The organism is Actinomadura sp. 21ATH (genome assembly GCF_041951345.1).
Classification (GTDB): Bacteria; Actinomycetota; Actinomycetes; order Streptosporangiales; family Streptosporangiaceae; genus Spirillospora.
Genome location: NZ_JBGNUR010000006.1, coordinates 66,515 through 91,975 on the forward strand (window position 1 = coordinate 66,515; position 25,461 = coordinate 91,975).

The window sequence follows — 25,461 nt, forward strand, 5'->3', positions numbered from 1 at the left end:
CGTGAGCTGGACCGCGGACGACCCGCGGCGAACGGAAGAGGCGAGATGAGCCCGACCGGCAAGACCCCGCCCGCCCTGGACGTGGACGCGCTGATCGACGACCCCCGTACGAAGATCATCGTGTGCTGCGGCTCCGGCGGCGTCGGCAAGACCACCACCGCCGCGGCCCTCGGCGTCCGCGCCGCCGAGCGCGGCCGCGACGTCGTCGTGCTGACCGTCGACCCGGCCCGCCGGCTGGCGCAGTCGATGGGCCTGTCCGAACTCGACAACAACCCGCGCCGCATCGAGATCGACGGCGACGGCGAGCTGCACGCCATGATGCTCGACATGAAGCGCACCTTCGACGAGATCGTCGAGGCGCACGCCGACCCGGACCGGGCCAAGCAGATCCTCGCCAACCCCTTCTACCAGTCGCTGTCCTCCAGCCTGTCCGGCACGCAGGAGTACATGGCGATGGAGAAGCTCGGGCAGCTGCACCGCTCCGGCGCCTGGGACCTGATCATCGTCGACACCCCGCCGTCCCGGAACGCGCTGGACTTCCTCGACGCCCCCGAGCGCATGGGCCGCTTCCTGGACGGCCGGTTCATGAAACTGCTCGCCGCGCCCGCCAAGACCGGCGGCCGCTTCGGCGTGAAGGTCATCAGCGCCGGCTTCGGCATGTTCACCGGCGTCATCAACAAGGTGCTGGGCGTCCAGCTGCTGCGCGACGTGCAGACGTTCGTGGCGGCGTTCGACACGGTGTTCGGCGGGTTCCGCGAGCGCGCCGAGAAGACGTTCCGGCTGCTGCAGACCCCGGGCACCGCGTTCCTGGTGATCGCCGCGCCCGAGCCGGACGCCCTCCGCGAAGCGTCCTACTTCATCGAGCGGCTCGCCGAGGAGCGCATGCCGCTCGCCGGGCTGGTCGTCAACCGCGTCCACGAGTCGGACGGCGACGTCCTGACCGCCGCCCGCAGCCAGGCCGCCGCCGAGACGCTGGAGGAGCGCGGCGAGCACACGCTGACCGCCGCGCTGCTGCGCATGCACACCGCGCGCATGCAGCTGGCGGCGCGCGAGGAGCGCCTGCGCGAGCACTTCGCCTCGGCCCACCCCGCGGTGCCCATCACGGCGGTGCCGGCGCAGGCCGAGGACGTCCACGACCTGGACGGCCTCCGCCGGGTGGGCGTCGACCTGGCGGCGAGCTGACCGGCCGCGCGCCGCGCCGTCCGCTGCCAGCCGTCCGCTGCCCGCTGCTCGCCGCTCCTGCGAGCGGCCGCACGTCCGACAGAGCTCAGGAACGACCGTAGGCCCGGCACCCTTCGCGGGTGCGGGCCTACGGTCGTCACGAAGACCTTGCCTCGCCGGTGATCGAGGGAGGCGGGTCGCCGGTCAGCTGGCGACGAGTTCGCTCTCGTCGGGCTCGACCGTACGCTCGTACTCCTCCTTGGCGGTCTCCAGCAGTTCGCGCCACGAGCGCACGTCCGGACGCCGCCTCAGCAGGGCCCGGCGCTCGCGCTCGGTCATGCCGCCCCAGACGCCGAACTCGATCCTGTTGTCGAGGGCGTCGGCCAGGCACTCCGTACGTACCGGGCAGCCGCGGCAGATGAGCTTGGCTCGGTTCTGCGCCGCTCCCTGTACGAACAGGGCGTCTGGATCCGCGTTACGGCAGGCGGCGCGGGCGGTCCAATCCGTGATCCACATCTTGGCCCCACTCCCCTAGGGTCTGTGTCGATTTGCGCTCCTTGGCCAGACGGGCGCGGACGTCAGGCCGCCAAACGAAAGCCGTGGGGAAGAACTTACGGAAGCGAGGGGGGATTCAACAGACCCCGATGGGCCCATTCTCGATATAGCCCTCCAGGGCCATACCGCCGGAACGGACTAGTTACCTCTAGTTGACGTTCGAGCCGCCACCGTGGTTGTCACGAAACCGAGGATCGTTCGGTGAACGCCTCCCCGGCCGACCGCGCTCCCATCGTCCCGCACCGCCGGCCACTCCGTACGGCAAACGGGTTGATCGGCCGCGCGGCACCGGGTCGTACCGGAGAAATCCCAGCTCAGCTGGTATCGCACCCGGGAGTGGTCCACCCCGAATGAGCGACCTGTCCCGTATGCACTGGTCATCCACGCGTACCCTAGAGCGCGTGCACGGTGTTAAAGAGAATCGGCGGCAGGCCATGGCCACCCTCTTCCGGCTGCTCGGAGCGGGGGTCGCCGCCGGTGTGCTGGTCGCGTTCATCGCGCTGCCCGGCGTCGGGAGCGCGGGCCTGACCGCGCGCGACGCCGCGAACAACTTCGAGGCCATGGAAGGCCAGCTGAAGACGTCGCCGCCGTCCGAGAAGACGGTGATGTACGACGTCAACGGCAAGGAGATCGCCCGGTTCTTCGACAAGTACCGCGAGTCGGTCCGCCTCGACCAGGTCAACCAGATCATGAAGCAGGCGATCGTCGACATCGAGGACTCGCGCTTCTACCAGCACGGCGCGCTCGACCTCAAGGGGACGATCCGCGCGCTGGCGTCCAACGCCAACTCGGAGCAGACGCAGGGCGGCTCCACCCTGACGCAGCAGTACGTCAAGAACCTCCTGGTCGACAACGCCAAGACCGACGAGGAGTACGCCGACGCCACCGCCCCCACGGTCGGCCGCAAGCTCCGCGAGCTGCGCTACGCGCTCGACCTCGAGCAGCGGATGACCAAGGACCAGATCCTTGAGGGCTACCTCAACATCGCCTACTTCGGCGGCGGCGCGTACGGCGTGCAGGCCGCGTCCAAGCGCTACTTCAGCAAGCCCGCCAGCGCACTCACGCTCGGCCAGGCCGCGCTGCTCGCCGGCATCACGCAGAACCCCACCGCGTACGACCCCACCCTGCACCCCGACGCCGCCCGCAAGCGCCGCGACGTCGTCCTCTACCGGATGGTGCAGCTCGGCCACGCCACCAAGGCGCAGGCCGACGCCGCCGCCGCCAAGCCGATCGAGCTGAACGAGACCAAGCCGGTCGGCGGCTGCGAGACGAGCAAGGCGCCGTACTTCTGCGAGTACGCCAAGTACGACGCGCTGCAGGCCCTGTCCGGCGGCAAGTACTGGCAGCTGAAGCCGAAGCAGCGGCAGGACATCGTCAACAAGCTCAACCGCGGCGGCTACACCATCCGCACCACGCTCGACATGAAGGCGCAGAACGCCGTCGACAAGGCGCTGCGCTCGGCCGTGCCGCCGGCGGGCAACCGGGTCGGCGCCGAGGCCATGGTCGAGCCGGGCACCGGCAACGTGCGCGCGATCGGGCTGAGCAAGCGGTTCGGCGCGGGCAAGGGACGCACCACCATCAACCTGCCCGCCAACGTCGCGCACGGCGGCGGCACGGGCGTGTCGGCCGGCTCGACGTTCAAGATCTTCACCCTGCTCGCCGCGCTCGACGAGGGCATCCCCGTCAACACCAGCTTCAACTCGCCGGAGACGATGACCATCGGCGGCTTCCAGCCGTGCAAGTACACCGGCATGTTCGGCGGCAAGAAGTACGACGGCGAGATGCTCGGCGGCGGCGGAGGCTGGACGGTCTCCAACGCGGGCGACAGCGAGCAGGGCAACTTCAACCTCAAGACCGGCACCTGGCACTCGGTCAACACGTTCTACGCGCAGCTGGAGAAGCGGGTCGGCGTCTGCGACTCGGTCAAGATGGCCGAGAAGTTCGGCATGAAGCGCGGCGACGGCAACCCCCTGGCGCCCGTGCCAGCCCAGGTCCTCGGCGTCAACGACGTCGACATGGTGAGCCTGGCCGCCGCGTACGCCGGCATCGCCGCGCGCGGCAAGTACTGCCAGCCCAAGTCGATCACCGAGATCGTCGACCCGGCCGGCAAGCCGGTCAAGCTGCCCAAGCAGGACTGCCACCAGGCCGTCGACGAGGACGTCGCCGACAAGGTCAACAGCATCATGCAGGGCACGCTCTCGCAGGGCACCGCCAAGGGCCGCGGCATCGGCCGTCCCGCCGCCGCCAAGACCGGCACCTGTGAGGCGCACACCTGCGCCGTCTTCGCCGGGCACACGCCGAACATGGCGGCCGCCACCGCGTACTGGGACTTCCGCGGCCCCTGGAAGTACAAGGTGTACGGCGTGTACGGCGCCGACACGCCCGGCGCGATCTGGCAGAACAGCATGCGCAACGCGCTCGCCGGCAAGCCCGCTCCCGGGTTCGCCCGGCCGACCAACAACTTCGGCGACACGATCCGCGTCCCCGACCTGAAGGGCATGTCCGTCGGCGCCGCCACGGCCCGCCTCAAGGCCGCCGACCTCCAGGTGAGGGTGTCGCCGCGGCCGATCGAGTCCGACGCGCCGAAGGGCTCGGTCGCCTCGACGTCGCCGCAGGCCCAGGGCGAGGTCAGCCCCGGCACCACGGTGATCCTCTACATCAGCAACGGCCGCCGCGGCGGGGACAGGCCCGGCCCCCGGCCGGGCGACGACGGCTTCCGCTGGCCCTGGCAGGACTGAACGGAGAACGCCCCCCGGGAAACCGGGGGGCGTTCCTCACTTTCCGGCGAGTTGCCGCTTGACCTCCGCGGCCACCCGGCCGCCCTCGGCGCGCCCGGCGACCTTCGGGTTCACGACCTTCATGACCTGCCCCATGGCCCGCGGCCCGTCCGCCCCGGTCGCGGCGATCGCGTCCGCGACCAGCGCCGCCAGCTCCGCGTCGCCGAGCTGCGCGGGCAGGTAGTCCTCCAGCACGGCGCCCTCGTCCCGCTCCGCCCGCGCCTGCTCGCCGCGTCCCGCGTCCTCGAACGCGGTCGCCGCCTCCCGGCGCTTCTTGGCCTCCCGGGCGAGCACCTTGACGACGTCGTCGTCCGACAGCTCGCGGGACTTCTTGCCGGCCACCTCCTCGTTCTTCACCGCGGTGAGGGCCATCCGCAAAGTGCGCGTACGCACCTCGTCGCGGGCCTTCATCGCGGCCGAGAGGTCGCTCTCCAGCTTCTCCTTCAGGGCACTCATGGGGACAATCATGCCCGCCGCCCCCACCCGGGCTCACCAGGATTACGCGCGGGTGCCCGATTCTGGGAGCATATGAGGCGTCGGGTTTGAGCCCTTGGAGGGAGAACCGTGCGAAAGCTCTACGCCGTACCCCTGGGACTGGCGGGTGCGGGCGCGGCCACGTTCGGATACGCGTCCGTCATCGAGCGGAACTGGTTCCGGCTCCGCCGGTTCGACGTACCCGTACTGCCTCCGGGCCGCCCCTCCGTCAAGATCCTGCACATCTCCGACGCCCACCTCACCCCGGGCCGGAGCCGCCTGATCTCCTGGGTCCGCTCCCTGGACGCCCTGGAACCCGACCTCGTCATCAACACCGGCGACACGCTCTCCCACCGCGACTCGATCGGCCCGTTCCTGGACGCCCTCGGGCCCCTCCTCGACCGCCCGGGCGCCTTCGTGTACGGCTCCAACGACCTCTACTCGCCGATCTTCAAGAACCCCCTGCGCTACGTCTGGCGCACCAGCAAGGCCGACTACAAGAAGCGCCGCCGCGAGCCCGACCTCCCGTACCGCGAGCTCGGCTCCTCCCTCCAGGCCGCCGGCTGGCTCGACCTCAACAACCGCATCGGCCGCCTCAAAGTGGGCGAACTCGACATCGAGTTCGGCGGCATCGACGACTCCCACATCAACCGCGACCGCTACGACAAGATCGCCGGCCCGGTCGACCCGCAGGCGGACGTCCACCTGGGCGTCATGCACTCCCCGGAACCCCGCAACCTCGACCGCTTCACCGCCGACGGCTACGACCTCCTCCTCGCCGGCCACACCCACGGCGGCCAGGTCTGCGTCCCCTTCTACGGCGCCCTCGCCACCAACTGCGGCATCGACCGTCCCCGCGTGAAGGGCCTGCACCGCCACCGCGGCTCCTGGCTCCACGTCTCCGCCGGCCTCGGCACGTCCCCCACCGCACCCATGCGCTTCTGCTGCCCGCCCGAAGCGTCCCTCCTCACCCTGGTCCCCCGCTAAATAGGGACGCACCACCCTCCGGCATCCGCTAGAGTGGACGAGGCGCCGGGAGCGTGTACAGCTTCCGGGCAGCCACCAACCGGGGTGTAGCGCAGCTTGGCAGCGCGCTTCGTTCGGGACGAAGAGGTCGTGGGTTCAAATCCCGCCACCCCGACACAGGTCAAGGGCCACTTCCGATCATGGAAGTGGCCCTTCGCTGCATCTATACGGCGCTCAAGAGCAACAACGCCAGTCAACCAACCTAGACCCGCACCGAACGCCGGTCGTCTAATCTCCCATGACCTCGAAGAACGAGATCTCGTCCGGGACACCATCACGGTAGAGGACGACGTAGTAGCCATGGCCGCGATCCTCCACGACACCCCAGAGCGAACCCTTCGCCCGTTGGTAGTCGTCGCGGGTCGGGCGGTCAGTGCCGAACAGGCGATGGGCGGTCTCGCGTGTCAGGGGAGCGGCCGACGCGATACGGGACTCCTCATCAGGGCCGCAGACATCCCAGATGTCCAGCACCGAATGGGTGCCCGTCTCCCGAACCACCGGATCCGCCCAGAGTTCATGAATCGAGCCAGGTCGCGGACGCTCCGGGAAACCCCAACGACCGTCATGCACCCAGTAGTAGTCGCCTTCCCGGAAAGTCAGGACCCGGGCCATGGTCAGCGCCGCGGAGACGTCCACGTTGTAGGGCACTACGCGGTCCCACTCGGTTCCGCCCATGAGGACCTCCTTCACAGCGCTCGGCGATAACGGTCCAAGATCCGGCGAACTGCCGCTACTCGGACATAGCATCCGCTTATGGATCTGTCGCCCATCACGCGGGAGGCCGTGCTGGACGCGATCGCCGAGTGCGACCGCTTGGGACGGAACCGCTTCCGTGAGGAGTACGGCTTCGACCCCGCGCGCCAGTACTTGCTGCACTACAACGGCGCATATTACGACTCCAAGGCCATCGTGGGCGTGGCCTATCGGTCCGTCGCCGGCCGACCGCTGAAGGCCGGGGAGTTCTCCGGTGGACGCCAGACCGTCGGACGCCTCCTCACCCGGCTGGGATTCGAAGTGATCACCGACGAGCCTCTTCCGCCCCTTCAACGGCTCATGGCCCAATTGAAGGGGCTGCGTGTCGCCAGTACCGCTGACGGGCCCGCGAGGCACCAGCCCATCACCCTGCTGTGGGCCCTGGGACGCGCCGCCCGCCACGATCCGCGCTTGGTCGCCTGGAGTGAGGCGCACACTGAACTGCGCGGACTCCTGCGCGAGTACGGCCAACCCCGTTCAAGGCCCCGGCCGGAGTTTCCGATTCTCGCTCTGGCGCACACGGATCTGTGGGAGCTGCGCGGTCACACCGGGGCAATCCCGGCCGCACACGGCGAGCCCCTGGGATGGATGGACGAGCACAACCCGCACAGCGGCCTGTCGCCATGGGCGTACGAGCTGGCGGCCTCCTCTGAGGAGGCACGCGGCGAAGCCATCGCTGAGCTTGGCCAACGGTTCTTCGACGGCGCGGTTCCCCAGGCACTGCTCCGCGACGTCGGGCTACTGACCGAGACGGCAGACCCTCCCAGTCGGCACGAGCACGACGATTTCGCGGCCTATCAGCGCCTTTGCCGAAACGTCGAGGCCGCCGAAGCGCGCGGCGACCATGACCGCACCAGTCGTACGAGTGATGAACGGCCCGTACGTTCCGCGACCGCGGTCAAGGCCGTGCTCCTGCGCAGCCGCGGCCGTTGCGAGAATCCGTTGTGCGCCGGTCAGCCCGCCGACGTCACCGACCGCGGCGAACCGATCCTGGAAGTCGACCACGTCGAAGACCGCGCGAAATGGGGACGCGACCATCCCAGCCAGATGATCGCGCTGTGCCCCAACTGCCACGCCATCAAGACCCGCGGCCAGACTCGTGAACGGCTACGCGAACTCCTCCTCACCGAGGCCCGCTCCCGCCACACCACCTGGTACGACCTGAACACGAGTCAGGACTGACAGCACTCCACACCAGAGTGTTCAAGGCACCGGCCGTCCGTACCTCAGCACAATGCGGCGGCACCCCCGGTACAGACGGCTGAGAAGGCCGTCACTTCGGCGGCGTGCAGCCGTGTCAGTGGGTCGGAAGTGGCCGACCGCAGGAGGTGGCCGCTTGCCTCGGCCGTCCCAGATGCCGTGGGGCGTTCGAGTGGGTGGCTTCCTTTGCCGGGTGCGGGGGTCTCCGCCGTTTCGGGAAATGGAGCCTCCGAGGATCGCGTCGATACGACGGGACAGGTCATGGGCGTTCTTCGCCTCCACCAGCCGACCGGGCAGCAGGGCCCAGATGGAGCCGGTGTACTCGCCCCACCAGAGGCACAGACCCGGGTAGCGTCGCCGCAGCCATGCCACGGCGAGATCAAGATCGCTCTCCCTGGCCAGGCCGCTCGGCCACTCGGTGGCCGGCTCGAACGGAACTCTGTGGGGTCGGGCGATGGGCTCTCGAAGAGTCACAACGGCACTCCAAGCAAGCGCGGCGCACGCGCTCGTCAGGTGATTGACGGCCAGGACGGCCTGTCGAAGGGTCGTGGGGCCGGTGAAACCGGGGGGCGATCACCGGCCGCACGACGAGCCGGCCAGAACGGCCGGGTACGGGGCGCACACCACGGGGTGCGGTGCGCTTCCTGGTCTCAGCGGTTGATCAGTGCCCAGGTAGCGTGGCCGTCGGCGCAGTCGTACTGGCCGGTCTCGTCGGCATACGCGCCCGCCAGGAGCAGTCCGCGTCCGTGCTCCGCCGGATCGGTACTCCGATCACTGCGCACGGGAGAGGGCCCGTCGTCCCGGACCACGAGTCGCGTCTGATGAGTGCCGATGCGTAGCTCAGCCCTGATGCGGCCACCGGGCCTGCTGCTGGCCGTGTGCCACAGCGCGTTCGTCCCATACTCACTGACGATCAGCTCGAACGCCTCGGCCAATGCCGGCTCATCGGCAAGCAGCAGCCGAACCCAACGGCGCATCAGAGGAATCGCCTCGTCCATGCCGGGCACGTCCACACGCCACACGTACTCGTCGGTGGTCTTCTTCGTGGGAGTGGCGGTGTCCACTGCTGTAGGTCTGTCCGAACGGGCCGGACCCACTGCGTACGGCGACCTGTCGGCGTCATGCGACGGCGCCCTCGGAGCTATCCTCATGTCGTCTCCCGTCAGGGGGATGGATGCCGCGCGGCCCGGCCAGGGGCTCCAATCCGTAGCCAGGGCCGCGCGGCGGTCTTATCCGCGCACATGTCTGCACGGACCCTTCTTTCGCTGGTTACGCACAGCAGTCTGACCAGCTCCGAGCACTGCGTCAATGCACTGTGCATGATCTCTTTCCTATGTGTGCTCGTATGCATGCACAGAGCTATGCATTCCGGCACAATGAGGCCATGGCATCGCTACAGCACAGCCTCACCGCCAGAGGGCGCAGGCTGGCCCGCGAACTTCGAGCGCACCGTGAGAGCGCCGGGATGACACTCGACCAAGCCGCAGCGGCCCTGGGTTGGAATCGGTTCAAGCTCGGGCGGATCGAGTCCGGCAAGACCAGGGCCACGGCAGCGGACGTGGGACGCATCCTCGACCTCTACGGCACTGAGGATTCCGTGCAAGCCGCTCTCCTTCAGCTGGCCCGCGAAGCAGGACGACGCGGCTGGTGGACCGCCTACTCCGGCGTCTTCACCGGTGGGTATGTCAGCTTGGAAGATGAAGCGGCAGAGATCCGCACCTACCACGTGCAACTCATTCCCGGCCTCCTACAAACCGAGGACTACGCACGCGCCGTCATCTCCGCAGGCACCCCCGGTGACCCCGATGAGGTGAACAAGCGCCTTCACGCCCGTATGGCGCGCAAGACACTGCTCAGCCGCCCGGACCCCCCGCGTCTCAAAGCCGTCCTCGCCGAATCGGCGCTGCGACAGCTCATCGGTGGCCCGCAGGTAATGCAGGGCCAACTCACCGAGCTCGGCCGCGCCGCCCAGCGTCCCAACGTCGAGATTCGTGCGCTGCCGTACACAGTCGGTGCCCGCGCCGGGGTCGAAGGCTCCTTCGTCATCCTCAGATACCTTGACCCGCTGGACCTCGACATCGCTTACTCCGAAGGCATTTACGGAAACGTCTACATCGAAGGCGCAGACCACGTGGCCCGCTGCAACGCAGAGTTCGACGACATATGGGACGCTGCCCTCGATGAGGAGCAGAGCACTGCCCTCATCACCGCAATAGCCGCAGAGCTGTAGATATCCTGGCCGCATGCACCCCTCTGCAGATCTGTCCGTCACGGCCTGGCGGAAAAGTTCCAAGAGCACTGCCCAGGGCAACGAGTGCGTCGAGATCGCCGACATGAGCGGTTTCATCGCGATCCGCGATTCCAAGCACTCCACCGGCCTGCGCGTGACAATGAGGCGCTCCTCGTTCACCCTGCTTGCCCAGCAGATACGTCGAGGTCAGTACGACCTTGAACACCACGGCGATTAGCTCCTTGCGACTCTTTGATATGCCGCAACACGAGGAACCTGCGGGTGAGCGAGGTATCCGCCTCACGTGGCGTCGCTCCTCCTACAGCACCAGCGGTGAGAACTGTGTCGAAGTTGCCGCCCTACTCGACCACCTCGGTGTACGCGACTCCAAGGACCCGGATGGTCCCAAGCTCGTTTTCAGCGCCATGGCCTGGCAGAACTTCAGGAGTCAGGTCAAGGCCGGCGCGTACGACCGGACGTGAGACAGCACTCCGCAGGCCCGTCCGCCGCGGGCGGCACGGCCTCTGATGCCGCCGCAGTAGCTGTACGGGCTGATGCGGTGACCACCTACCTCCCCGGGTCGCGCCCCCGACGTTGACTCGTGGCGTGTCTCGCTCCAGGAGGCGCCACTAGAGGCGGACACGCCACGAGTCAACACAGCGGGCCAGCAGGGAACTCGTGGTCACCGCCCGGCTCGGTGCTCTTGGGCGTGATGGCCGTTCGGGTGAACGTGGGCAGGGGACGTGTGAGGATCGCGGGTATGGCGATTGCTCGGATCACTCTTAGTTCGGGGCGTGATTTCGAGTTGGTGGGGTTAGAGGTCTTCTCCACTTATGGCGGGATGCTTGAGGGGTATCCGCATGCGGCGCTGAACGATCGTCTGCTGGACTCGCTGGCCAAGCGCCGCGAGTCTCCGTACGGGACTCCGCCCGTTCATGTGATCAGGCCGCCGCGTACCCACCCTCACCCGGAGCCACGGAGCGGGTCGTTCGGGCCGGTCGAGACGCTGCCGGCGGTGTATTGCCGTGGATCGTTCCGCTCGGCACGTATCGATGAGGAACTCGATCCGGTGCTTCATCAGTCCTGGCTGGCCGTGGTCTGGTTCCAGGACGATCTGAACGATCCGGTCGTCGACTTCGTGGCGGCGGCCATCGCCGATCTGCCTTGGGACGCCCTCGCGGAGGATGACGAGCTCTGACGTGCAGGCGCCGTCAGGTTCCCGGGCGGCCGGATGCGGTCGGAACAGGAACAGGCGCGTGGTGATCGGGAGAGAACCAGTAGGAGGTCTTTCGCCGACACCCGGGAGTCTGGATGAGCGAGACGGTGCGGGAAGCGCTGCAGGCGGTGGGATTGCTCGCCTTCCTCGCCGTGGTGGTGGCCGGGGCCGCCGCACTCGACACCTGGATGGGGCGCAGGCGTACGCGGGGGCCGGGGCCCCGGCGGGCGGACGGGCGGCGCGGGCCGCGCTCGCGCCACATCGCGCGCCATCCCGCGGTACCGGACGAGGACACCCCGGAACGCCAGGTGTGAAGCGCGTCAGGACGTGTTGATGATCAGGCCGATGTGGGTGAAGTAGTTCAGGGCGCCGAACAGCAGGAACACGATCCCGGCGATCGCCCACACGATGCCGATGACCTTCGTCGTCCAGTTCGCGGGGCGGCGCAGGGCGAAGGGGAAGAGCACGGCCCCGATGCCGACCAGCACGTACAGGCCCGAGATGAACGACGCCTCCAGCCAGGGGTACTCCGCGAACTCGCCCGAGATCGGTTCTTCCGGCGGTGCCGCGAAGAGCTGGTAGGTCCAGCCCGCCGCGGCGATGCCGAAGCAGGCCAGGCCCATGCCGAACACGAAGATCGACAGGGGTCCGGCGAGCCGTGCGACCAGGGCGACCCGGTCCGGGGCGGCGGCCAGTGCGTCGCCGCGCTTCCACAGGAAGAGCGCGGCGGCCAGCAGCATCGCGCCGAACGCCAGCGCCGGCTCGCCGAAGATGATGTTGTCGAACGGGAAGCCCTGCCCCGCCAGCGGCCAGGTCAGGGTCATGTGGAGGCCGGTCGCCGCCAGCAGGGCGCCCAGTGTCCCGAACGCCAGGGCCCAGCCGGTGGGCTCTAGCGGTTCCCGCGAGTTCAGCAGGCGTCGCCCCAGCCCCACGACCAGTAGCAGTCCAGCGCCCGCGGCCACCGCCATGATCGTGTTGTACGTGGGCATCTTGGTCCAGTCGATCTTGAGATCGGCCTCCGCCATCACCAGTACAAGATCATTCATGTGCCCAGAGTAATGATCTCTGTTCAAGGAGTGATGACCGGGTGTCACCGGTCAGCGCCGATAGCCAACGGCGGGGTGTCGGCCGGTTGGCGGATCAGTCGCCTGAGCGGGCGGTGATCGCGGTCCTCAGGCGGTCGAGGCGGCACAGGTTCCTCGCCGCCTGGTAGAGCGTAAGGGCGATCATGACGAGCCAGTAGGCCGCGAAGGCTCGCCATGCGATCTCGCCAGCCGCTTTCCATGCCGGTTAGGGGGCGGCCGCCGGGGTGCGGTTCGGTCATATGTCATATCTGAGGCTCTGCCGGAGCCGGAGAGGGCAACCGTAGGGGACGCCTGGCTGCCCGAGTGCAGGGGGCACGCCGAGGACGGCGGCACGGAGGGTCCGTGCATCGCCGTCTCGGACGGTCGCCGGTCAGGTCAGAGGGGCCAAGACCATGAGGACCTCCTCATGGCCGTCGCGGGGCCAGCGGCCGGTCTCCTGCCAGCCGAGGCGGTCGTAGAAGTTCTCCAGTCCGTGGCCGCCGCAGGTGGCGAGCTGGAGGCGTTCGAGGCCCATCTGCTCGCGGGCGGTGCGCTGGAGGCGGCGCATCAGGGCGGTGGCGACACCGCGCTTGCGGTACGAGGGGCGGGTCTGGAGGTAGCAGACCCTGCCCCAGTGGTCGATGAGGGGGTTGTCGTCGCGGTTGAGGGTCGCCCAGCCGACGAGGGCGGTGCCGGAGAGGGCGGCGAAGAGGCGTTGGCGTTCGGGGTGCAGGCGGGTGAGCAGGGTGTCCAGGATGGGAGCGATGTTCTTCCTGGACGGGCCGCCGTCGTGGCGGGCCACATCGGTCCAGCAGTCGATCAGGCCGCGGCGGAGTTGCGCGGTGACGTCCGAGCGGTCGGTGAGCTGGATGAGGTCGGGCATACGGGGGTCCACCTCTCACGCTGGTCGCCCTCATGATCCCTGCGCGAGCCGTCGAGTGGAATGGTGGATTATGGGCCAAATGACCGACGTTAGGTGATTCTGTAGCCGGGGTCATACCGCCGGGTTCGCGTCGGCGCCCTCGGTGATCAGCAGCACGACCGTTCCCCGGGCCAGGTCGCCCGCCGCGCGGGCACCGGCGAGCGACGCTCCGCCGCACGGCCCCGCCGGGACGCCGAGCGCCGCCAGATCATGTACGGCCCGGGCCGCCGCGCCGTCCGGGACGGCGACCGCGGCGTCCAGTCCGTCCCGGAGGTAGGGCCAGGCGAGGCTGGACGGCGTCGCGCAGTTGAGCCCGGCCATGATGGTCCGCCCGGCCGGTACGGTCACCGGCCGGCCGCGCCGCAGGCTCTCCAGCACGCAGGCGGCGGTGTCCGGCTCGACCGACAGGAGCGTCGTGGAGGCCGCGCCGCCGCTCCGGTAGTGGGTGACCGCGGCCTGCGCCAGGGAGCCCACGCCGACGGGGATGGACAGCAGATCGGGCGCGCCCCCGAGCTGGGCGTCGATCTCGGCGAACAGCGTGGAGTAGCCCTCGACGATCCAGCGCGGCACGTCCTCGTACCCGGGCCAGGCCGTGTCCTGCACGAGGAGCCCCGGCTCGGCCGCGGCCCTCCGTACCGCCTCGTCGTACGGGCCCGGCACGTCCACGACCTCGGCGCCCTCGTCCCGGATGGCCGCGCGGGCCGCCGGATGCACGCCCGCCGGCACGAAGACCCGCGCCTCCAGCCCCAGCATCCGCGCCACGGCGGCGACCGCCCGCCCGTGGTTGCCGTCCGTGGCGGTCACCAGCCGCGCCGCTCCGCCGTGCTCCAGGGCCCGGCGGATCCCCCAGGACGCGCCGAGGATCTTGAACGCGGGGAGGCCGAGCCGCCGCGTCTCGTCCTTGGCGAGGACGCGGTCGGCGCCCAGTTCGGCGGCGAGGGCCGGCAGCTCGACCAGGGGCGTCGGGGCGTACCCGGGAAGGGCCCGGTGGAAGTCCGCGACCGGAGGCGCGGGCGGGCAGCGCCAGGTACGGGCGGCGGGCCGCAGGTAGAGGTCGTCGAGTACGGGAGCCATGGCGGTTACAGTGCCGTGGCCGGCTTCGATCGGTCCAGCGAATGTTTCCGACCGGTATTCGTAAGGAGAGCCGACGAATGCTCGACCTTCACAGGTTGCGGCTGCTGCGCGAGCTGAAGCACCGGGGCACGCTGGCGGCCGTCGCGGACGCGCTCTCCTACAGCCCCTCGTCGATCTCCCAGCAGCTGGCCGTGCTGGAGAAGGAGGCCGGAGTACGGCTCCTGGAGCCGGTGGGGCGGCGGGTACGGCTCACCCCGCAGGCCGAGATCCTCGTCGCGCACACCGAGGCCGTTCTGGAACGCCTCGAACGCGCCGAAGCCGAGCTGGCGGCGTCCCTGACGGACATCACGGGCGTTCTGCGCATCGCGGCGTTCCAGACGGCCGCGCTGGCGCTCGTACCGGAGGCGCTGGACCGGCTGCGGGAACGCCATCCGGCGCTCAGGGTCGAGGTCACCGAGTGCGAGCCGGAGACCGCCCTGCCCGCCCTCACCGCCCGCGACTTCGACCTCGTCATCGCCGAGGAGTACCCGGGAAGCCCGGAGGCCAGGCACGCGGAGATCGAGCTGGAGGACCTGTGCCGCGACGAGATCCGCCTGGCCCTGCCCGGAACCGGGCCACCCGCCCGGCCGGACGCGTCGGCGCCCCTCCCGGCGGAGGGACTGCCGTGGGTCATGGAGCCGGCGGGGACCGCGTCGCGGCGGTGGGCGACGGCGCTGTGCCGGGGAGCGGGGTTCGAGCCGGACGTCCGGTACGAGTCCAGCGACCTGCTGCTGCACCTGCGGCTCGTCGAGCAGGGTCACGCGGCGGCGCTGCTGCCCGACCTGGTCTGGGACGGCCGGGCGGCGAACGTGCACCTCAGGAGGCTGCCGGACGGCCTGCGCACCCGCCGGGTCTTCACCGCCGCACGGCGCGGGAGCGGCGCCCATCCGGCCATCCGGGCCGGCCGCGAAGCCCTGGCGGTGGGGGTAGGACTACGGGACTCTCGGGGGCCTTCTCCTGACTCTTTCGGGGTTTTCCCCGATGGCGATGAATCCGCGGGGCGGTCACAGTCGTATTAGGCAGTGAGGGGTTGCGACGACGCCCCACCGACGGAAGAAGGCATCCGATGTCGACCGTGCCGCCGACCACCACCGGCTCGACGAACCTCACCACGTCCGAGCTGGCCCAGATCCTCTTCGCCTCCCGGCTGCAGGCGTCCGACCACCCGTCCCCCGAGCAGGTCCGGACGGCGATCGACGAGCGGCTGTGCGCGTGCGGCGGCGACCGCGGCCCGTGCGCCGCGTACGTCGCGCAGGAGGCCGGGGACCACCCCGAGTCGTACGCGGCGCGGATGCGGTGGGCACTCAGCACCGTCGGCCGCGCCTTCCCCGCCTACGCCGCCGCGGCCTGAAGGGACATCGCCATGCGTTCCCGTTTCGCCGAGCGGCCCGAGCCGATCGTCCCGCGCACGCTCAAGCAGCTCCTGGCGGCCGCCGATCAGGAACAGCGGCGGCGCCGGCCACGGAAGGTGATGATCGCGCGGAGGGTCACCTAGCCGGCGGCCGGATCAGCGCTTCTTGCGCTTCTTGGACTTGCCGCTGTCGGACTCCCACTCGTACCCGGGAGTGTTCTTCTCGCAGAAGCTGTCGGCGACCACCTGGTCGGTGGCGTCGTGCTCGCAGTGGCGGTTCTCGCCGCAGGCGCTCACGCCCAGGCCCGCGACCAGCACGGTGGCGGCGAACAAGGCGGCGGGGGTCTTGGCCATTGGACGTTCGACCTTTCGGACTCGACGGGGACCGGGTGAGGCTAGCCCACGGGCTTCCCGAACGCCCGCCCCACCCCCGCCGTACGGTAGCCGGAAGGCGCCTGAACGCAAGGCGGCCGGGCGGGGATCGCCCCTTCCGGACGGTCACCGCGAACTATGCTGGCGGCCGTGAGCGACAACCCCGCGGAGGATCCCCGAACCGGCGACGACGTCTCGCGTGACGGGCCCTCCGTACGGGAGTACCGCATCGGCGAGCTGGCGCGGGCCGCCGGGATCCCGGTCCGTACGCTGCGCTACTACCAGGAACGCAAGCTGCTGCCCCCGCCGCGGCGCGCGGGGCGCATCGGCCTGTTCTCCGAGGACCACCTGGCCCGGCTCCGCATGATCGGCGATCTGCTGGAGCGCGGCCACACGCTGGAGGGCATCCGCGAGCTGCTGTCGGCGTGGGAGCAGGGGCACGACATCGAGGCCGTGCTCGGCGTGGAGAAGGCGGTGACCACGCCGTGGTCGACCGAGACGCCGGTGACGATGTCGGTGGACGAGATGGCCGCGCTGTTCCCGGGCGAGATCGACGAGGCCGTGATCGAGCGGGCCGTACGGCTGGGCCACATCCGGATCGACGGCGACCGCGTCACGCACTGGAGCCGCCGCCAGCTGGACGCGACCGTGACGCTGGTGCGCGCGGGCGTGCCGCTGGCCGAGGTGCTCTCGGTGAGCCAGGAGCTGCAGCGCAGCATGGACGATCTCGCCTCGATGTTCGTCCGCCTGATCACCCGGCATGTGGTGGCCCGGCTCGCCGAGGAGGACCTGGACCGGCTCACCGAGGTCCTCGGGCAGCTGCGGCCGGGCGCGCGGCTGTCGGTGGAGGCGGCGTTCGCGCGGTCGATGGACCGGCAGGTGCGGGCGGAGGTCGACCGCGTGCTGGGCCGCCTGGCGGGCCCCGCCGCGTAGCGCGGCGGCACGGCGCCGCGCGGCGCGGGCAACGCGATCACGGCGGCATACTGGTCCCATGGTCGACGAAGAGCGCTGGAAGGCCCGCTTCCGGGCCGCCCGGGTGAGCCTGCCCGGCTGGGCCCGGGAGGCCCCGCACCGCAGCACCTACCGGTCGAACGTGACCGGGACCTGGGAGATCTACTCCTGGGACCGGGCGACCGGGGAGCGCCGGCAGGTGACCGACCGGCCGAACGGCACCTGGATGGGCGGCGTCGACCCGACCGGCGCGTGGGTCTGGTGGTTCGCCGACACCGACGGCGACGAGTTCGGCGTCTGGCGGCGCACGCCGTTCGGCGGCGGGCCCGGCGACGACGCGCCGGCCGTTCCGGGACTGGAGCCGGCGTACCCTTCCGGGCTGGCCGTGGGGTCCAGCGGGCTCGCGGTGGTCGGCCGGACGACCGAGCACGGCAACACCGTGCACCTGTGTCGTCCCGGCGCCGGCCCCGAGGTCCTGTACGAGCACGCCGAGGACGCGCACGTCGCGGCGCTGTCGCGGGACGAGGGCCTGGTCGCGATAGGGCACAGCGAGCACGGCGACAGCCGGCACATGGCGCTGCGGGTGCTGCGGCCGGACGGGACGGAGGTCGCCGACCTGTGGGACGGGCCGGGCAAGGGCGTGTACGGCTCCGGCTTCGCGCCGGTGGCGGGCGACACCCGGCTGCTGGTCAACCACGAGCGGCGGGGCCGCGACGAGCTGCTGATCTGGGACCCGGTCGCGGGCACCGAGCAGGAGATCGTGCTGGACCTGCCGGGGGAGATCGGCGCCGACTGGTACGCCGACGGCTCCGCGCTGCTGATCTCGCACTCGCACGAGGCGCGCGACGAGCTGTACCGGTACGACCTCGGCGACGGCTCGCTGACCAGGATCGACACCCCGCGCGGCGTGATCGGCGGGGCCACCGCCCGGCCGGACGGAACGGTCGAGTTCTCCTGGTCGTCGGCCGCCGAGCCGCCCGTCGTCCGGTCCACGTCGGGCGCCGTGGTGCTGACGCCGCCCGGCCCGCCGGCGCCGCCGTCCGTACCGGTCGAGGACGCGTGGGTGGACGGCCCGGGCGGCCGCGTGCACGCGCTCGTCAGCAGGCCCGCCGAGGGTACGGGCCCGTTCCCGACCGTGTTCGACGTGCACGGCGGGCCGACCGCGCAGGACGAGGACTCGTTCGTCCCGTCGGCCGCGGCCTGGATCGACCACGGCTTCGCGGTGGTGCGGGTGAACTACCGGGGTTCGACCGGGTACGGCTCGCAGTGGCGGGACGCGATCGAGGGCCGGGTCGGGCTGACGGAGCTGGAGGACATCAAGGCGGTCCGCGACTGGGCGGTCTCGTCGGGGCTCGCCGACCCCGGCAAGCTGGTCCTCACGGGCGGCTCGTGGGGCGGTTTCCTCACGCTGCTGGGCATCGGCACGCAGCCGGACGACTGGACGGTCGCGGTCGCGGCGGTGCCGGTCGCCGACTACTTCGCCGCGTACGAGGACGAGATGGAGGGCCTCCAGGCGTTCGACCGGTCGCTGTTCGGCGGCTCGCCCGCGGAGGTGCCGGAGCGCTACCGCGAGTCGTCGCCGCTCACGTACGCCGAGAAGGTCACGGCGCCGGTGCTGATCCTGGCCGGCGAGAACGATCCGCGCTGCCCCATCCGGCAGATCGACAACTACCTGGCCAGGCTCGCCGAGCTGGGCCGCGAGCACGAGGTGTACCGGTACGACGCGGGCCACGGCTCGCTGGTCGTCGAGGAGCGGATCAAGCAGATGGAGGCGGAGATCTCGTTCGCCCGCCGCCATCTCGGCCTGGCGTGACCGGCCGTCCGGCTAGGCGCGCACGTCGCGGATGATGTCGACCAGCTCCCGGGTGACGGACTTGAAGCCCGGGAGCCGGGACATCGACACCATCCGGTTGACGAGCGGAACGGTCCGCTCGACCAGCAGGTAGGTCTTGCGGCAGCCCGGCGAGCTGTCGTGGACCCAGTAGAGGACGATGCCCATCGAGTAGAGCCACAGCAGCTCGGGCAGCTCCTCGCGGAACTCCCTGTCGATCTTCAGCGTGGAGCCGTCCACGACCTCGCGGTAGATGCCGACCGCCGCCGACCGGGACGGCCCCGACTCGGAGCTGAACGGGTTGAGCGGGCTCGTCGGCTCGGCCGCGAACTTGAAGAACTTCCCGGCGAACGCGTGGTACGGCACCATCGTGTCGACCCGCGCCTTCAGCACCCCGAGCAGCCGCGGCGCGAAGTCGCGTTCGGAGTCGAGGACGGCCCGGCACGCCTTGACGTGCTCCTCCTGGAGCTCGTCGTAGTACGCCTGGATCAGCTCCTCCTTGGAGCCGAAGTAGTAGTAGGCGTTGCCGACCGAGACCCCGGCCTCCTTGGCGATGCCCCGCATCGTGGTCGCCTCGTAGCCGCGCTCGCGGAACAGCCGCAGCGCCGTCTCCACGATCAGCGCACGGGTCTGCTCCGACTTCACCGGCCTGGTCTCGGTCACGTTGCCACCCTAAAGCCCGGGAGCAAGACTCGCTCATGTCCAGTGACAAGCAGTGAGCGCCCCTACCACCCCGGCCCGCGCCGGTTCGGGCGAGGGCGAAGCCCAAAAGGGGGACGAGGGGACGAAGTCCCCAGCAGGGGGTGCGGGGGACGGAGTCCCCTGCCCCGGGGCGGGCGCCCGTAGCGAGGAACGAGCGCAGGGCACCCACCCCGGGTCGGGTGGTGTGGAGGGTCGCCCCTCCACAGGGTTACCTCCCGGTGCCGCCGTAGACGACGGCCTCGACCTGCTCGGCGTCGAGTTCGAAGGCGTGGTGGGCGGCGGCGACGGCGGTGTCGAGGTCGTCCTGCGAGACCACCACCGAGATGCGGATCTCCGAGGTGGAGATCATCTCGATGTTGACGCCGGCGTCGGCGATGGCGGAGAACAGCGAGGCGGTGACGCCCGGGTGCGACCGCATCCCGGCGCCGATCAGCGAGACCTTGCCGATGCGGTCGTCGTAGCGCAGCGACTCGAAGCCGACCCTGTCCTTGACCTTGTTGAGCGTGGCGAGCGCGGACTGGCCGTCGGTGGCCGGCAGCGTGAACGAGATGTCGGTGCGGCCGGTGGACGCCGCCGACACGTTCTGCACGATCATGTCGATGTTGATCTCGGCGTCGGCGAGCACCGTGAAGATCGAGGCGGCCTCACCGACCTTGTCCGGGACGCCGACCACGGTGATCTTGGCCTCGCTGCGGTCGTGCGCGACCCCGGAGATGATCGCCTGCTCCATGTCCCCGTCTTCCTTCCGGACCTCGATGTCGCTGCTGTCGACGACCCACGTGCCTTCCTTCTGGCTGTACGAGGACCGCACGTGGATCGGGATGTTGTAGCGGCGCGCGTACTCCACGCAGCGCAGGTGGAGGATCTTGGCGCCGCTGGCCGCCATCTCCAGCATCTCCTCGTACGAGATGCGGGGGATGCGGCGGGCGGTCGGCACGATCCGCGGGTCGGCGGTGAACACGCCGTCGACGTCGGTGTAGATCTCGCACACGTCGGCGTCCAGCGCCGCGGCCAGCGCGACCGCGGTGGTGTCGGAGCCGCCGCGGCCCAGCGTGGTGATGTCCTTGGTGCCCTGCGAGACACCCTGGAAACCGGCCACGATGCAGATCGAGCCCTCGTCCAGCGCGGTCCGGATCCGGCCCGGCGTCACGTCGATGATCTTGGCTTTGCCGTGCGAGCCATCGGTGATCACCCCGGCCTGGGACCCGGTGAACGAGCGGGCCTCGTGACCGAGGTTGGCGATGGCCATGGCGAGCAGGGCCATCGAGATCCGCTCACCGGCGGTGAGCAGCATGTCCAGTTCGCGGGCGGGGGGCAGGGGGCTGACCTGCTCAGCCTTATCGATCAGGTCGTCCGTCGTGTCACCCATGGCGGAGACCACGACGACCACGTCGTGCCCCGCCTTCTTGTTAGCGACGATGCGCTGGGCGACCGCCTTGATGCGTTCGGCATCGGCGACGGAGGAGCCACCGTACTTCTGCACGACAAGAGCCACGAGTGGGCGCTCCTCGGATAGGGGTCAGGCGTTCCGGCGTAAGAGTCTACCGAGGTCGATCCCGTGGGTTACGACCAGGTAACTGCGCAGAGCCGGAACGCCGCCCCGAACCGGTCCGATTCCCGTCCCGTTCCCGTCCCGCGGGGCCTTCCGTTCCCGCGGTCAGGTGACGGCCGCGGCCTGCTCCGGAACGTCCGCCGCCTCCTCGGCCACGTCCAGCCGCGCCCCGGCGATCACCGCGTGCAGGGCCCGCAGGGCCGCGCCGGCGTGGTTGCCCCAGTGGTTGAAGTAGGAGTACTGCCACCACCACAGCGCCTCCAGCGGGCGCTCCTGCTGGTAGTGGCGCAGGCCGTGGACGAGGTCGCTGGCCACGTCGACCAGGTCGTCCGACAGCCGGTAGGCGGTGGGCTCGCCGTCCTTGTACGGGTCGAAGACCTCGGTGTACTCGTCGACCGCCACCAGCCGCTCGGACAGCCCGACGCGGATGTGGTCCAGGTCGGGGTCCTCGCCGACCTCCGGCTCCCAGTTGTCGGGCAGGATCACGTCGGCGGTGGCGCCCAGCTGCGCACCGGCCAGGATGACCTGGGAGACCTCCAGGAGCAGCAGCGGCACCGTCCGCGGGCCGGCCTCGCCCCGGGCCACCGCCTCCAGGCCGCCGAGATAGTTCTCCACATGGCACGCGACCCGCTCGGCGAGCGCGTTCCAGTCCTGTGGGCTGTTGGCGTCAGACATCGAGCAGCCTCCGTCCTTCGAATGCGCGGCCAAGCGTCACCTCGTCTGCGTACTCCAGGTCACCGCCCACCGGCAGGCCGCTGGCCAGTCGGGTGACCTTCAGTCCCATGGACTTCACGAGGCGGGCTAGGTACGTCGCGGTCGCCTCGCCTTCCAGGTTGGGGTCGGTGGCCAGGATCAGCTCGGTCACGGTGCCGTCGGCGAGGCGCTGCATCAGCTCGCGGATCCGCAGGTCGTCCGGGCCCACGCCCTCGATCGGGCTGATCGCGCCGCCGAGCACGTGGTACGTGCCGCGGAACTCGCGGGTCTTCTCGATCGCGACGACGTCCTTGGACTCCTCGACCACGCAGATCACCGCGCGGTCGCGGCGCACGTCCCGGCAGATCCGGCACTCCTCCTCTTCGGCCACGTTCCCGCACGTCTTGCAGAAGCGGACCTTGTCCTTGACCTCCTTGAGCGCCTTCCCCAGGCGCTCGACGTCGGCGGGATCGGCGGCGAGGAGGTGGAAGGCGATCCGCTGCGCGCTCTTGGGGCCGACGCCGGGCAGCCTGCCCAGCTCGTCGATGAGGTTCTGGACGACCCCTTCGTACAACGGACTACCTTCCTCTCACGTTCTGCGGACCGGCCGGCGGGTGGCCGCCGTCAGGCCCCGGGAGCCTGCGGCTTGGTCCCGCCCTTGCCCGGCTCGTCCTCGTCCCGGTCCTCGTCGTCGTCCCGGTCCGGGCCGGCGATCTCCGGCGCGGGGCCGGTGCCGCCGGGGAACCCCGGGAAGCCCGGCAGGTCGGGCATGGCCGGCATGCCGGGGAACCCGGGCATGCCCTCGGCGCCCGGCCCGCCCAGGCCGGGGATCCCGCCGCCGATGCCGGCGGCGAGCGGTCCCATCGTCGACTGCTGCAGGTCGGCCACGGCCCGTCCGGCGTCCCGGATCGCGGCCAGCACCAGGTCCGCGATCGTCTCGGCGGTGTCGGCCGGATCGTCGGCGTCGATCACCTTCGGGTCGATGGCCAGGCCGGTCACCTCGCCCTGCCCGTTCACGGTCGCGGTGACCAGTCCGCCGCCCGCGGTGCCGGTCACCTCGGCCTCCGCCAGCTCCTGCTGCGCGGCCATCAGCTGCTGCGCCTGCTGCAGGAGCTCCTGGATGTTCAAACCACCGGGTTCCACGGCTTGCTCCGTTTCCTTTCAGCCCCTGGCGGGCGCTGCTCGGCGACCTGTCTTCCCGAGACTACGGCTTTCGCCCGCGATCCGATACGTACGGGCACCGGCGCGCGGGTCCGGCTCAGGTGTTGTCGATCTCTCGGATGATCTGCCCGCCCAGCTCGCGCTGGATGAGCGCCATCCCGCTGGACTCGGCCTCGGAGCCGTCCGCGTCGGCGTCGCCCTCGGGGTCGACCTCGTCGCTCTCGTCCATCGGGACGGGTTCCGGGGGCGGGGGCGGCTCGTCGGGCGGCGGCGGTCCCGGATCCGGCACGGCCGCCGCGGCGGGCGGCTCGGGCGCCGGGGCCGGGACGGACGGCTCGGGACGCGCGGGAGGCTGCGGCGTGCCGCCGCCCGGACGCGGCGCCGCGGGCGTGGACGCCCCGGTGAACCCCGCCGAGGGGCCGGGCCTGCCGCCCCCTCCGGGACGCCCGCCGCGCTGGCCGCCGGGGGCCGCGCCGCCGGTCACGGTGTCGATGCGCCAGTCGACGCCCATCCGTTCCCTGAGCACCTCGCGGAGCACCGCGTCGCGGCCGCCGTTGACGAAGCCGGCCCGGGTGCCCTCGTTCTCGAACGACAGCGTGAGCAGGTTGCCGTCGAGCGTGATCGGCCGCACATCCTTCATGATCACCATCCAGGCGACCTTGCTCTTGAGCTTGACGGCCTCGACGATGTCCGGCCACAGCCGCTGGACGGCGGTCACGTCCATCCCGCCCGCCGCCGCTGCCTGGGGCTGGGCCGGCGCCGGGGCGGCCTGCCGCTGCGGCGCGGCCTGCTGAGGCTGCGCGGGCTGTGCGGGCTGCGGGGGCCGCTCCTCGCGGCGCGGTGCGGCCTGCGGCTCCGGGGCCTGCTGCGGCCTGGACGCGGGAGCGGGCTGTTCCGGAGCCTGCGGAGCCTGCGGGGGTTGCTGGGGCTGCGGGGCGGGAGCCGGCCGGGCCTCCTGCACCGGAGCGGGAGGCGGGGCCGCGAACGCCTGGACGGGCCCGCCGCCGGCCGGAGCGCCGCCGCCCTGGGCGACCTGCCGCTCCAGGCGGTCGAGGCGGGCGAACATCGACGCCTCGTCCTCGTACGCGGCGGGCAGCAGGATCCGGGCGCAGATCAGCTCCAGCAGCAGCCGGGGGGAGGTCGCGCCGCGCATCTCGGTCAGCCCGGTGTGCAGCAGGTCGGCGGCCCGCGCCAGCTCGCCCGGGCCGAGCGAGCCGGCCTGCCGCTTCATCTGCTCCAGCTCGTCCGGCGGGACGTTCAGCAGCCCGGTGCCGCCGGCCTCCGGGACGTTCGACAGGATGACCAGGTCGCGGACGCGTTCCAGCAGGTCGGCGGTGAAGCGGCGGGGGTCCTGGCCGCTCTCGATCACCCGGTCGATCGCCTCGAACACCGCGCCGCCGTCGCGGGCCGCGAACGCGCCGATCACCTCGTCCAGCAGGGCGGAGTCGGTGTAGCCGAGCAGCGAGACGGCGCCCGCGTACGTGATGCCCTTCTCGTCCGAACCGGCCAGCAGCTGGTCCAGGATCGACAGCGTGTCCCGGGCCGAGCCGGCGCCCGCCCGTACCGCCAGGGGCAGCGCGGAGTCCTCGTACGGGACGTCCTCCGACCGCAGGATCTCCTCGACCAGCTCCTGCAGCGTGCCCGGCGGGATCAGCCGGAACGGGTAGTGGTGGGTCCGCGACCGGATCGTCCCGATGACCTTCTCGGGCTCGGTGGTCGCGAACACGAACTTCAGGTGCGGCGGAGGCTCCTCGACGAGCTTCAGCAGCGCGTTGAAGCCCTCCCGGGTGACCATGTGCGCCTCGTCGATGATGTACACCTTGAAGCGCGCCGAGACGGGCGCGAAGAACGCCCGCTCGCGCAGGTCGCGGGCGTCGTCGACGCCACCGTGCGAGGCGGCGTCGATCTCGATCACGTCGATGTGGCCCGTACCGGTCGGGCCGAGGGCCACGCACGAGTCGCACGTGCCGCAGGGATCGGGCGTGGGGCCCTTCTCGCAGTTGAGCGAACGGGCCAGGATCCGGGCGCTGGAGGTCTTGCCGCACCCGCGCGGCCCGCTGAACAGGTAGGCGTGGTTGATCCGGCCGTTGCGCAGCGCCTGCTGCAAGGGCTCCGCGACGTGCTCCTGTCCCTTGAGCTCGGCGAACGTCGCTGGCCGGTACTTGCGGTACAGAGCCAGACTCATCGGGGGTCCGCCCTCCTCGCGAAGCAGAGCGTCAGAAGCCAGGGGTCCAAACTAAAAGGACCCCCCGCACACCCGCCAGAGCCTGCTTATCCTTGCTGCCTTCCGGCCCTGGGGAGGTTCACAGGGTGACGCCATGCGAGGGGTCTGCCAAGAGTCTATGGCATCCGCGGGG

At 70.6% G+C, this 25,461-nt stretch carries 27 protein-coding genes, 1 tRNA gene, 1 other RNA gene and 1 pseudogene; 15 read left to right on the forward strand and 15 right to left on the reverse strand.

The annotated features are described in order from the left end of the window. Positions 1–45: 45 nt before the first annotated feature. Positions 46–1,182, forward strand: a complete 1,137-nt coding sequence (locus tag ACA361_RS19745; protein ID WP_375013690.1) for an ArsA family ATPase — start codon at positions 46–48, stop codon at positions 1,180–1,182. A gap of 183 nt (positions 1,183–1,365) precedes the next feature. Here ACA361_RS19745 and ACA361_RS19750 read toward each other — a convergent pair whose 3' ends face one another. Further along, entirely contained in the window at positions 1,366–1,677 is a 312-nt protein-coding gene (locus ACA361_RS19750; protein ID WP_375013692.1) for a WhiB family transcriptional regulator, read from the reverse strand. 473 nt (positions 1,678–2,150) lie between these two features. On the opposite strand from ACA361_RS19750, the gene ACA361_RS19755 reads away from it, so the two are divergent. Next, positions 2,151–4,454 carry a transglycosylase domain-containing protein gene (locus ACA361_RS19755; RefSeq protein WP_375013693.1) on the forward strand — a complete coding sequence of 768 codons (2,304 nt, stop codon included), beginning with the start codon at positions 2,151–2,153 and terminating at the stop codon, positions 4,452–4,454. Between the two features lie 36 nt (positions 4,455–4,490). On the opposite strand, the gene ACA361_RS19760 is transcribed toward ACA361_RS19755, so the two are convergent. Further along, positions 4,491–4,949, reverse strand: coding sequence for a GatB/YqeY domain-containing protein (locus ACA361_RS19760; protein WP_375013695.1), 459 nt, complete (start codon positions 4,947–4,949; stop codon positions 4,491–4,493). Positions 4,950–5,057: 108 nt separating this feature from the next. On the opposite strand from ACA361_RS19760, the gene ACA361_RS19765 reads away from it, so the two are divergent. Next, positions 5,058–5,954 (forward strand): metallophosphoesterase, encoded by an 897-nt coding sequence (locus tag ACA361_RS19765; protein WP_375013697.1) that lies wholly within the window; start codon positions 5,058–5,060, stop codon positions 5,952–5,954. A gap of 80 nt (positions 5,955–6,034) precedes the next feature. After that, a tRNA-Pro gene (locus ACA361_RS19770) sits at positions 6,035–6,108 on the forward strand. Between the two features lie 113 nt (positions 6,109–6,221). On the opposite strand, the gene ACA361_RS19775 is transcribed toward ACA361_RS19770, so the two are convergent. Further along, positions 6,222–6,668 carry a hypothetical protein gene (locus ACA361_RS19775; RefSeq protein ID WP_375013699.1) on the reverse strand — a complete coding sequence of 149 codons (447 nt, stop codon included), beginning with the start codon at positions 6,666–6,668 and terminating at the stop codon, positions 6,222–6,224. 78 nt (positions 6,669–6,746) lie between these two features. Between ACA361_RS19775 and ACA361_RS19780 the strand changes: the two genes are divergently transcribed. Then, positions 6,747–7,928, forward strand: a complete 1,182-nt coding sequence (locus ACA361_RS19780) for an HNH endonuclease (protein ID WP_375013700.1) — start codon at positions 6,747–6,749, stop codon at positions 7,926–7,928. A gap of 668 nt (positions 7,929–8,596) precedes the next feature. On the opposite strand, the gene ACA361_RS19785 is transcribed toward ACA361_RS19780, so the two are convergent. Continuing rightward, a complete protein-coding gene (locus ACA361_RS19785; RefSeq protein ID WP_375013702.1) occupies positions 8,597–9,010 on the reverse strand; it encodes an ATP-binding protein in 414 nt (137 codons plus the stop codon). Between the two features lie 320 nt (positions 9,011–9,330). On the opposite strand from ACA361_RS19785, the gene ACA361_RS19790 reads away from it, so the two are divergent. The 5 genes from ACA361_RS19790 (at position 9,331) to ACA361_RS19810 (ending at position 11,706) form a co-directional block, all read left to right on the forward strand. Continuing rightward, positions 9,331–10,176, forward strand: coding sequence for a helix-turn-helix domain-containing protein (locus tag ACA361_RS19790; RefSeq protein ID WP_375013704.1), 846 nt, complete (start codon positions 9,331–9,333; stop codon positions 10,174–10,176). Between the two features lie 13 nt (positions 10,177–10,189). Continuing rightward, a complete protein-coding gene (locus ACA361_RS19795; protein WP_375013706.1) occupies positions 10,190–10,414 on the forward strand; it encodes a DUF397 domain-containing protein in 225 nt (74 codons plus the stop codon). Between the two features lie 19 nt (positions 10,415–10,433). Beyond that, positions 10,434–10,658 (forward strand): DUF397 domain-containing protein, encoded by a 225-nt coding sequence (locus tag ACA361_RS19800; RefSeq protein ID WP_375014227.1) that lies wholly within the window; start codon positions 10,434–10,436, stop codon positions 10,656–10,658. Positions 10,659–10,936: 278 nt separating this feature from the next. Then, the gene (locus ACA361_RS19805; RefSeq protein ID WP_375013708.1) at positions 10,937–11,374 is read left to right on the forward strand and encodes a hypothetical protein; all 438 of its coding nucleotides are present in this window, start codon (positions 10,937–10,939) and stop codon (positions 11,372–11,374) included. 113 nt (positions 11,375–11,487) lie between these two features. Next, a complete protein-coding gene (locus ACA361_RS19810; RefSeq protein WP_375013710.1) occupies positions 11,488–11,706 on the forward strand; it encodes a hypothetical protein in 219 nt (72 codons plus the stop codon). 6 nt (positions 11,707–11,712) lie between these two features. Here the strand turns inward: ACA361_RS19810 and ACA361_RS19815 are convergent, their stop codons facing one another. The 3 genes from ACA361_RS19815 to ACA361_RS19825 form a co-directional block, all read right to left on the reverse strand. Then, positions 11,713–12,438, reverse strand: coding sequence for a DUF981 family protein (locus tag ACA361_RS19815; protein ID WP_375013712.1), 726 nt, complete (start codon positions 12,436–12,438; stop codon positions 11,713–11,715). A 409-nt stretch (positions 12,439–12,847) separates the two neighbouring features. After that, positions 12,848–13,339: a GNAT family N-acetyltransferase gene (locus ACA361_RS19820; RefSeq protein ID WP_375013714.1), complete on the reverse strand. Its 492-nt coding sequence runs from the start codon at positions 13,337–13,339 to the stop codon at positions 12,848–12,850. Positions 13,340–13,450: 111 nt separating this feature from the next. Further along, positions 13,451–14,452, reverse strand: coding sequence for a pyridoxal-phosphate dependent enzyme (locus ACA361_RS19825; protein ID WP_375013716.1), 1,002 nt, complete (start codon positions 14,450–14,452; stop codon positions 13,451–13,453). Between the two features lie 77 nt (positions 14,453–14,529). Between ACA361_RS19825 and ACA361_RS19830 the strand changes: the two genes are divergently transcribed. From ACA361_RS19830 to ACA361_RS19840, 3 genes are read left to right on the forward strand one after another with little or no spacing between them, the layout of a single operon-like run. Beyond that, positions 14,530–15,510 carry a LysR substrate-binding domain-containing protein gene (locus ACA361_RS19830; RefSeq protein WP_375013717.1) on the forward strand — a complete coding sequence of 327 codons (981 nt, stop codon included), beginning with the start codon at positions 14,530–14,532 and terminating at the stop codon, positions 15,508–15,510. A gap of 47 nt (positions 15,511–15,557) precedes the next feature. Next, positions 15,558–15,842, forward strand: a complete 285-nt coding sequence (locus ACA361_RS19835; RefSeq protein WP_375013719.1) for a hypothetical protein — start codon at positions 15,558–15,560, stop codon at positions 15,840–15,842. Positions 15,843–15,854: 12 nt separating this feature from the next. Continuing rightward, complete coding sequence (locus tag ACA361_RS19840; protein WP_375013721.1) at positions 15,855–15,986, forward strand: hypothetical protein; 132 nt, start codon at positions 15,855–15,857, stop codon at positions 15,984–15,986. A 12-nt stretch (positions 15,987–15,998) separates the two neighbouring features. Here ACA361_RS19840 and ACA361_RS19845 read toward each other — a convergent pair whose 3' ends face one another. Further along, positions 15,999–16,196, reverse strand: coding sequence for a hypothetical protein (locus ACA361_RS19845; RefSeq protein ID WP_375013723.1), 198 nt, complete (start codon positions 16,194–16,196; stop codon positions 15,999–16,001). 168 nt (positions 16,197–16,364) lie between these two features. Between ACA361_RS19845 and ACA361_RS19850 the strand changes: the two genes are divergently transcribed. Together ACA361_RS19850 and ACA361_RS19855 are read left to right on the forward strand one after the other, a co-directional pair. Continuing rightward, a complete protein-coding gene (locus ACA361_RS19850) occupies positions 16,365–17,147 on the forward strand; it encodes a MerR family transcriptional regulator (protein WP_375013724.1) in 783 nt (260 codons plus the stop codon). A 58-nt stretch (positions 17,148–17,205) separates the two neighbouring features. Then, complete coding sequence (locus ACA361_RS19855) at positions 17,206–18,978, forward strand: prolyl oligopeptidase family serine peptidase (RefSeq protein ID WP_375013726.1); 1,773 nt, start codon at positions 17,206–17,208, stop codon at positions 18,976–18,978. A 12-nt stretch (positions 18,979–18,990) separates the two neighbouring features. Here ACA361_RS19855 and ACA361_RS19860 read toward each other — a convergent pair whose 3' ends face one another. From ACA361_RS19860 to ffs, 7 genes and pseudogenes are all read right to left on the reverse strand, one after another. Then, positions 18,991–19,659: a TetR/AcrR family transcriptional regulator gene (locus ACA361_RS19860; protein ID WP_375013727.1), complete on the reverse strand. Its 669-nt coding sequence runs from the start codon at positions 19,657–19,659 to the stop codon at positions 18,991–18,993. 247 nt (positions 19,660–19,906) lie between these two features. Continuing rightward, entirely contained in the window at positions 19,907–21,193 is a 1,287-nt protein-coding gene (locus tag ACA361_RS19865) for an aspartate kinase (RefSeq protein ID WP_375013729.1), read from the reverse strand. Between the two features lie 162 nt (positions 21,194–21,355). After that, entirely contained in the window at positions 21,356–21,925 is a 570-nt protein-coding gene (locus ACA361_RS19870; RefSeq protein WP_375013731.1) for a DUF5063 domain-containing protein, read from the reverse strand. After that, complete coding sequence (gene recR, locus ACA361_RS19875; RefSeq protein WP_375013733.1) at positions 21,918–22,517, reverse strand: recombination mediator RecR; 600 nt, start codon at positions 22,515–22,517, stop codon at positions 21,918–21,920. Before recR ends, ACA361_RS19870 begins: the two co-directional genes overlap by 8 nt. A gap of 203 nt (positions 22,518–22,720) precedes the next feature. Beyond that, positions 22,721–23,071 (reverse strand): annotated as a pseudogene (locus tag ACA361_RS19880) (YbaB/EbfC family nucleoid-associated protein); the annotation flags it as partial. Positions 23,072–23,201: 130 nt separating this feature from the next. Beyond that, complete coding sequence (locus ACA361_RS19885) at positions 23,202–25,289, reverse strand: DNA polymerase III subunit gamma and tau (protein WP_375013735.1); 2,088 nt, start codon at positions 25,287–25,289, stop codon at positions 23,202–23,204. 52 nt (positions 25,290–25,341) lie between these two features. Further along, positions 25,342–25,437, reverse strand: an RNA gene (gene ffs / locus ACA361_RS19890) — signal recognition particle sRNA small type. Between the last annotated feature and the right edge of the window lie 24 nt (positions 25,438–25,461).

Coding starts and splice junctions, on each gene's coding strand:
- ACA361_RS19745 (WP_375013690.1), top strand. CDS start 46: ATGAGCCCGACCGGCAAGACCCCGCCCGCCCTGGACGTGGACGCGCTG.
- ACA361_RS19750 (WP_375013692.1), bottom strand. CDS start 1,677: ATGTGGATCACGGATTGGACCGCCCGCGCCGCCTGCCGTAACGCGGAT.
- ACA361_RS19755 (WP_375013693.1), top strand. CDS start 2,151: ATGGCCACCCTCTTCCGGCTGCTCGGAGCGGGGGTCGCCGCCGGTGTG.
- ACA361_RS19760 (WP_375013695.1), bottom strand. CDS start 4,949: ATGAGTGCCCTGAAGGAGAAGCTGGAGAGCGACCTCTCGGCCGCGATG.
- ACA361_RS19775 (WP_375013699.1), bottom strand. CDS start 6,668: ATGGGCGGAACCGAGTGGGACCGCGTAGTGCCCTACAACGTGGACGTC.
- ACA361_RS19780 (WP_375013700.1), top strand. CDS start 6,747: ATGGATCTGTCGCCCATCACGCGGGAGGCCGTGCTGGACGCGATCGCC.
- ACA361_RS19790 (WP_375013704.1), top strand. CDS start 9,331: ATGGCATCGCTACAGCACAGCCTCACCGCCAGAGGGCGCAGGCTGGCC.
- ACA361_RS19795 (WP_375013706.1), top strand. CDS start 10,190: ATGCACCCCTCTGCAGATCTGTCCGTCACGGCCTGGCGGAAAAGTTCC.
- ACA361_RS19800 (WP_375014227.1), top strand. CDS start 10,434: ATGCCGCAACACGAGGAACCTGCGGGTGAGCGAGGTATCCGCCTCACG.
- ACA361_RS19805 (WP_375013708.1), top strand. CDS start 10,937: ATGGCGATTGCTCGGATCACTCTTAGTTCGGGGCGTGATTTCGAGTTG.
- ACA361_RS19810 (WP_375013710.1), top strand. CDS start 11,488: ATGAGCGAGACGGTGCGGGAAGCGCTGCAGGCGGTGGGATTGCTCGCC.
- ACA361_RS19815 (WP_375013712.1), bottom strand. CDS start 12,438: ATGAATGATCTTGTACTGGTGATGGCGGAGGCCGATCTCAAGATCGAC.
- ACA361_RS19820 (WP_375013714.1), bottom strand. CDS start 13,339: ATGCCCGACCTCATCCAGCTCACCGACCGCTCGGACGTCACCGCGCAA.
- ACA361_RS19825 (WP_375013716.1), bottom strand. CDS start 14,452: ATGGCTCCCGTACTCGACGACCTCTACCTGCGGCCCGCCGCCCGTACC.
- ACA361_RS19830 (WP_375013717.1), top strand. CDS start 14,530: ATGCTCGACCTTCACAGGTTGCGGCTGCTGCGCGAGCTGAAGCACCGG.
- ACA361_RS19835 (WP_375013719.1), top strand. CDS start 15,558: ATGTCGACCGTGCCGCCGACCACCACCGGCTCGACGAACCTCACCACG.
- ACA361_RS19840 (WP_375013721.1), top strand. CDS start 15,855: ATGCGTTCCCGTTTCGCCGAGCGGCCCGAGCCGATCGTCCCGCGCACG.
- ACA361_RS19845 (WP_375013723.1), bottom strand. CDS start 16,196: ATGGCCAAGACCCCCGCCGCCTTGTTCGCCGCCACCGTGCTGGTCGCG.
- ACA361_RS19855 (WP_375013726.1), top strand. CDS start 17,206: ATGGTCGACGAAGAGCGCTGGAAGGCCCGCTTCCGGGCCGCCCGGGTG.
- ACA361_RS19870 (WP_375013731.1), bottom strand. CDS start 21,925: ATGTCTGACGCCAACAGCCCACAGGACTGGAACGCGCTCGCCGAGCGG.
- ACA361_RS19885 (WP_375013735.1), bottom strand. CDS start 25,289: ATGAGTCTGGCTCTGTACCGCAAGTACCGGCCAGCGACGTTCGCCGAG.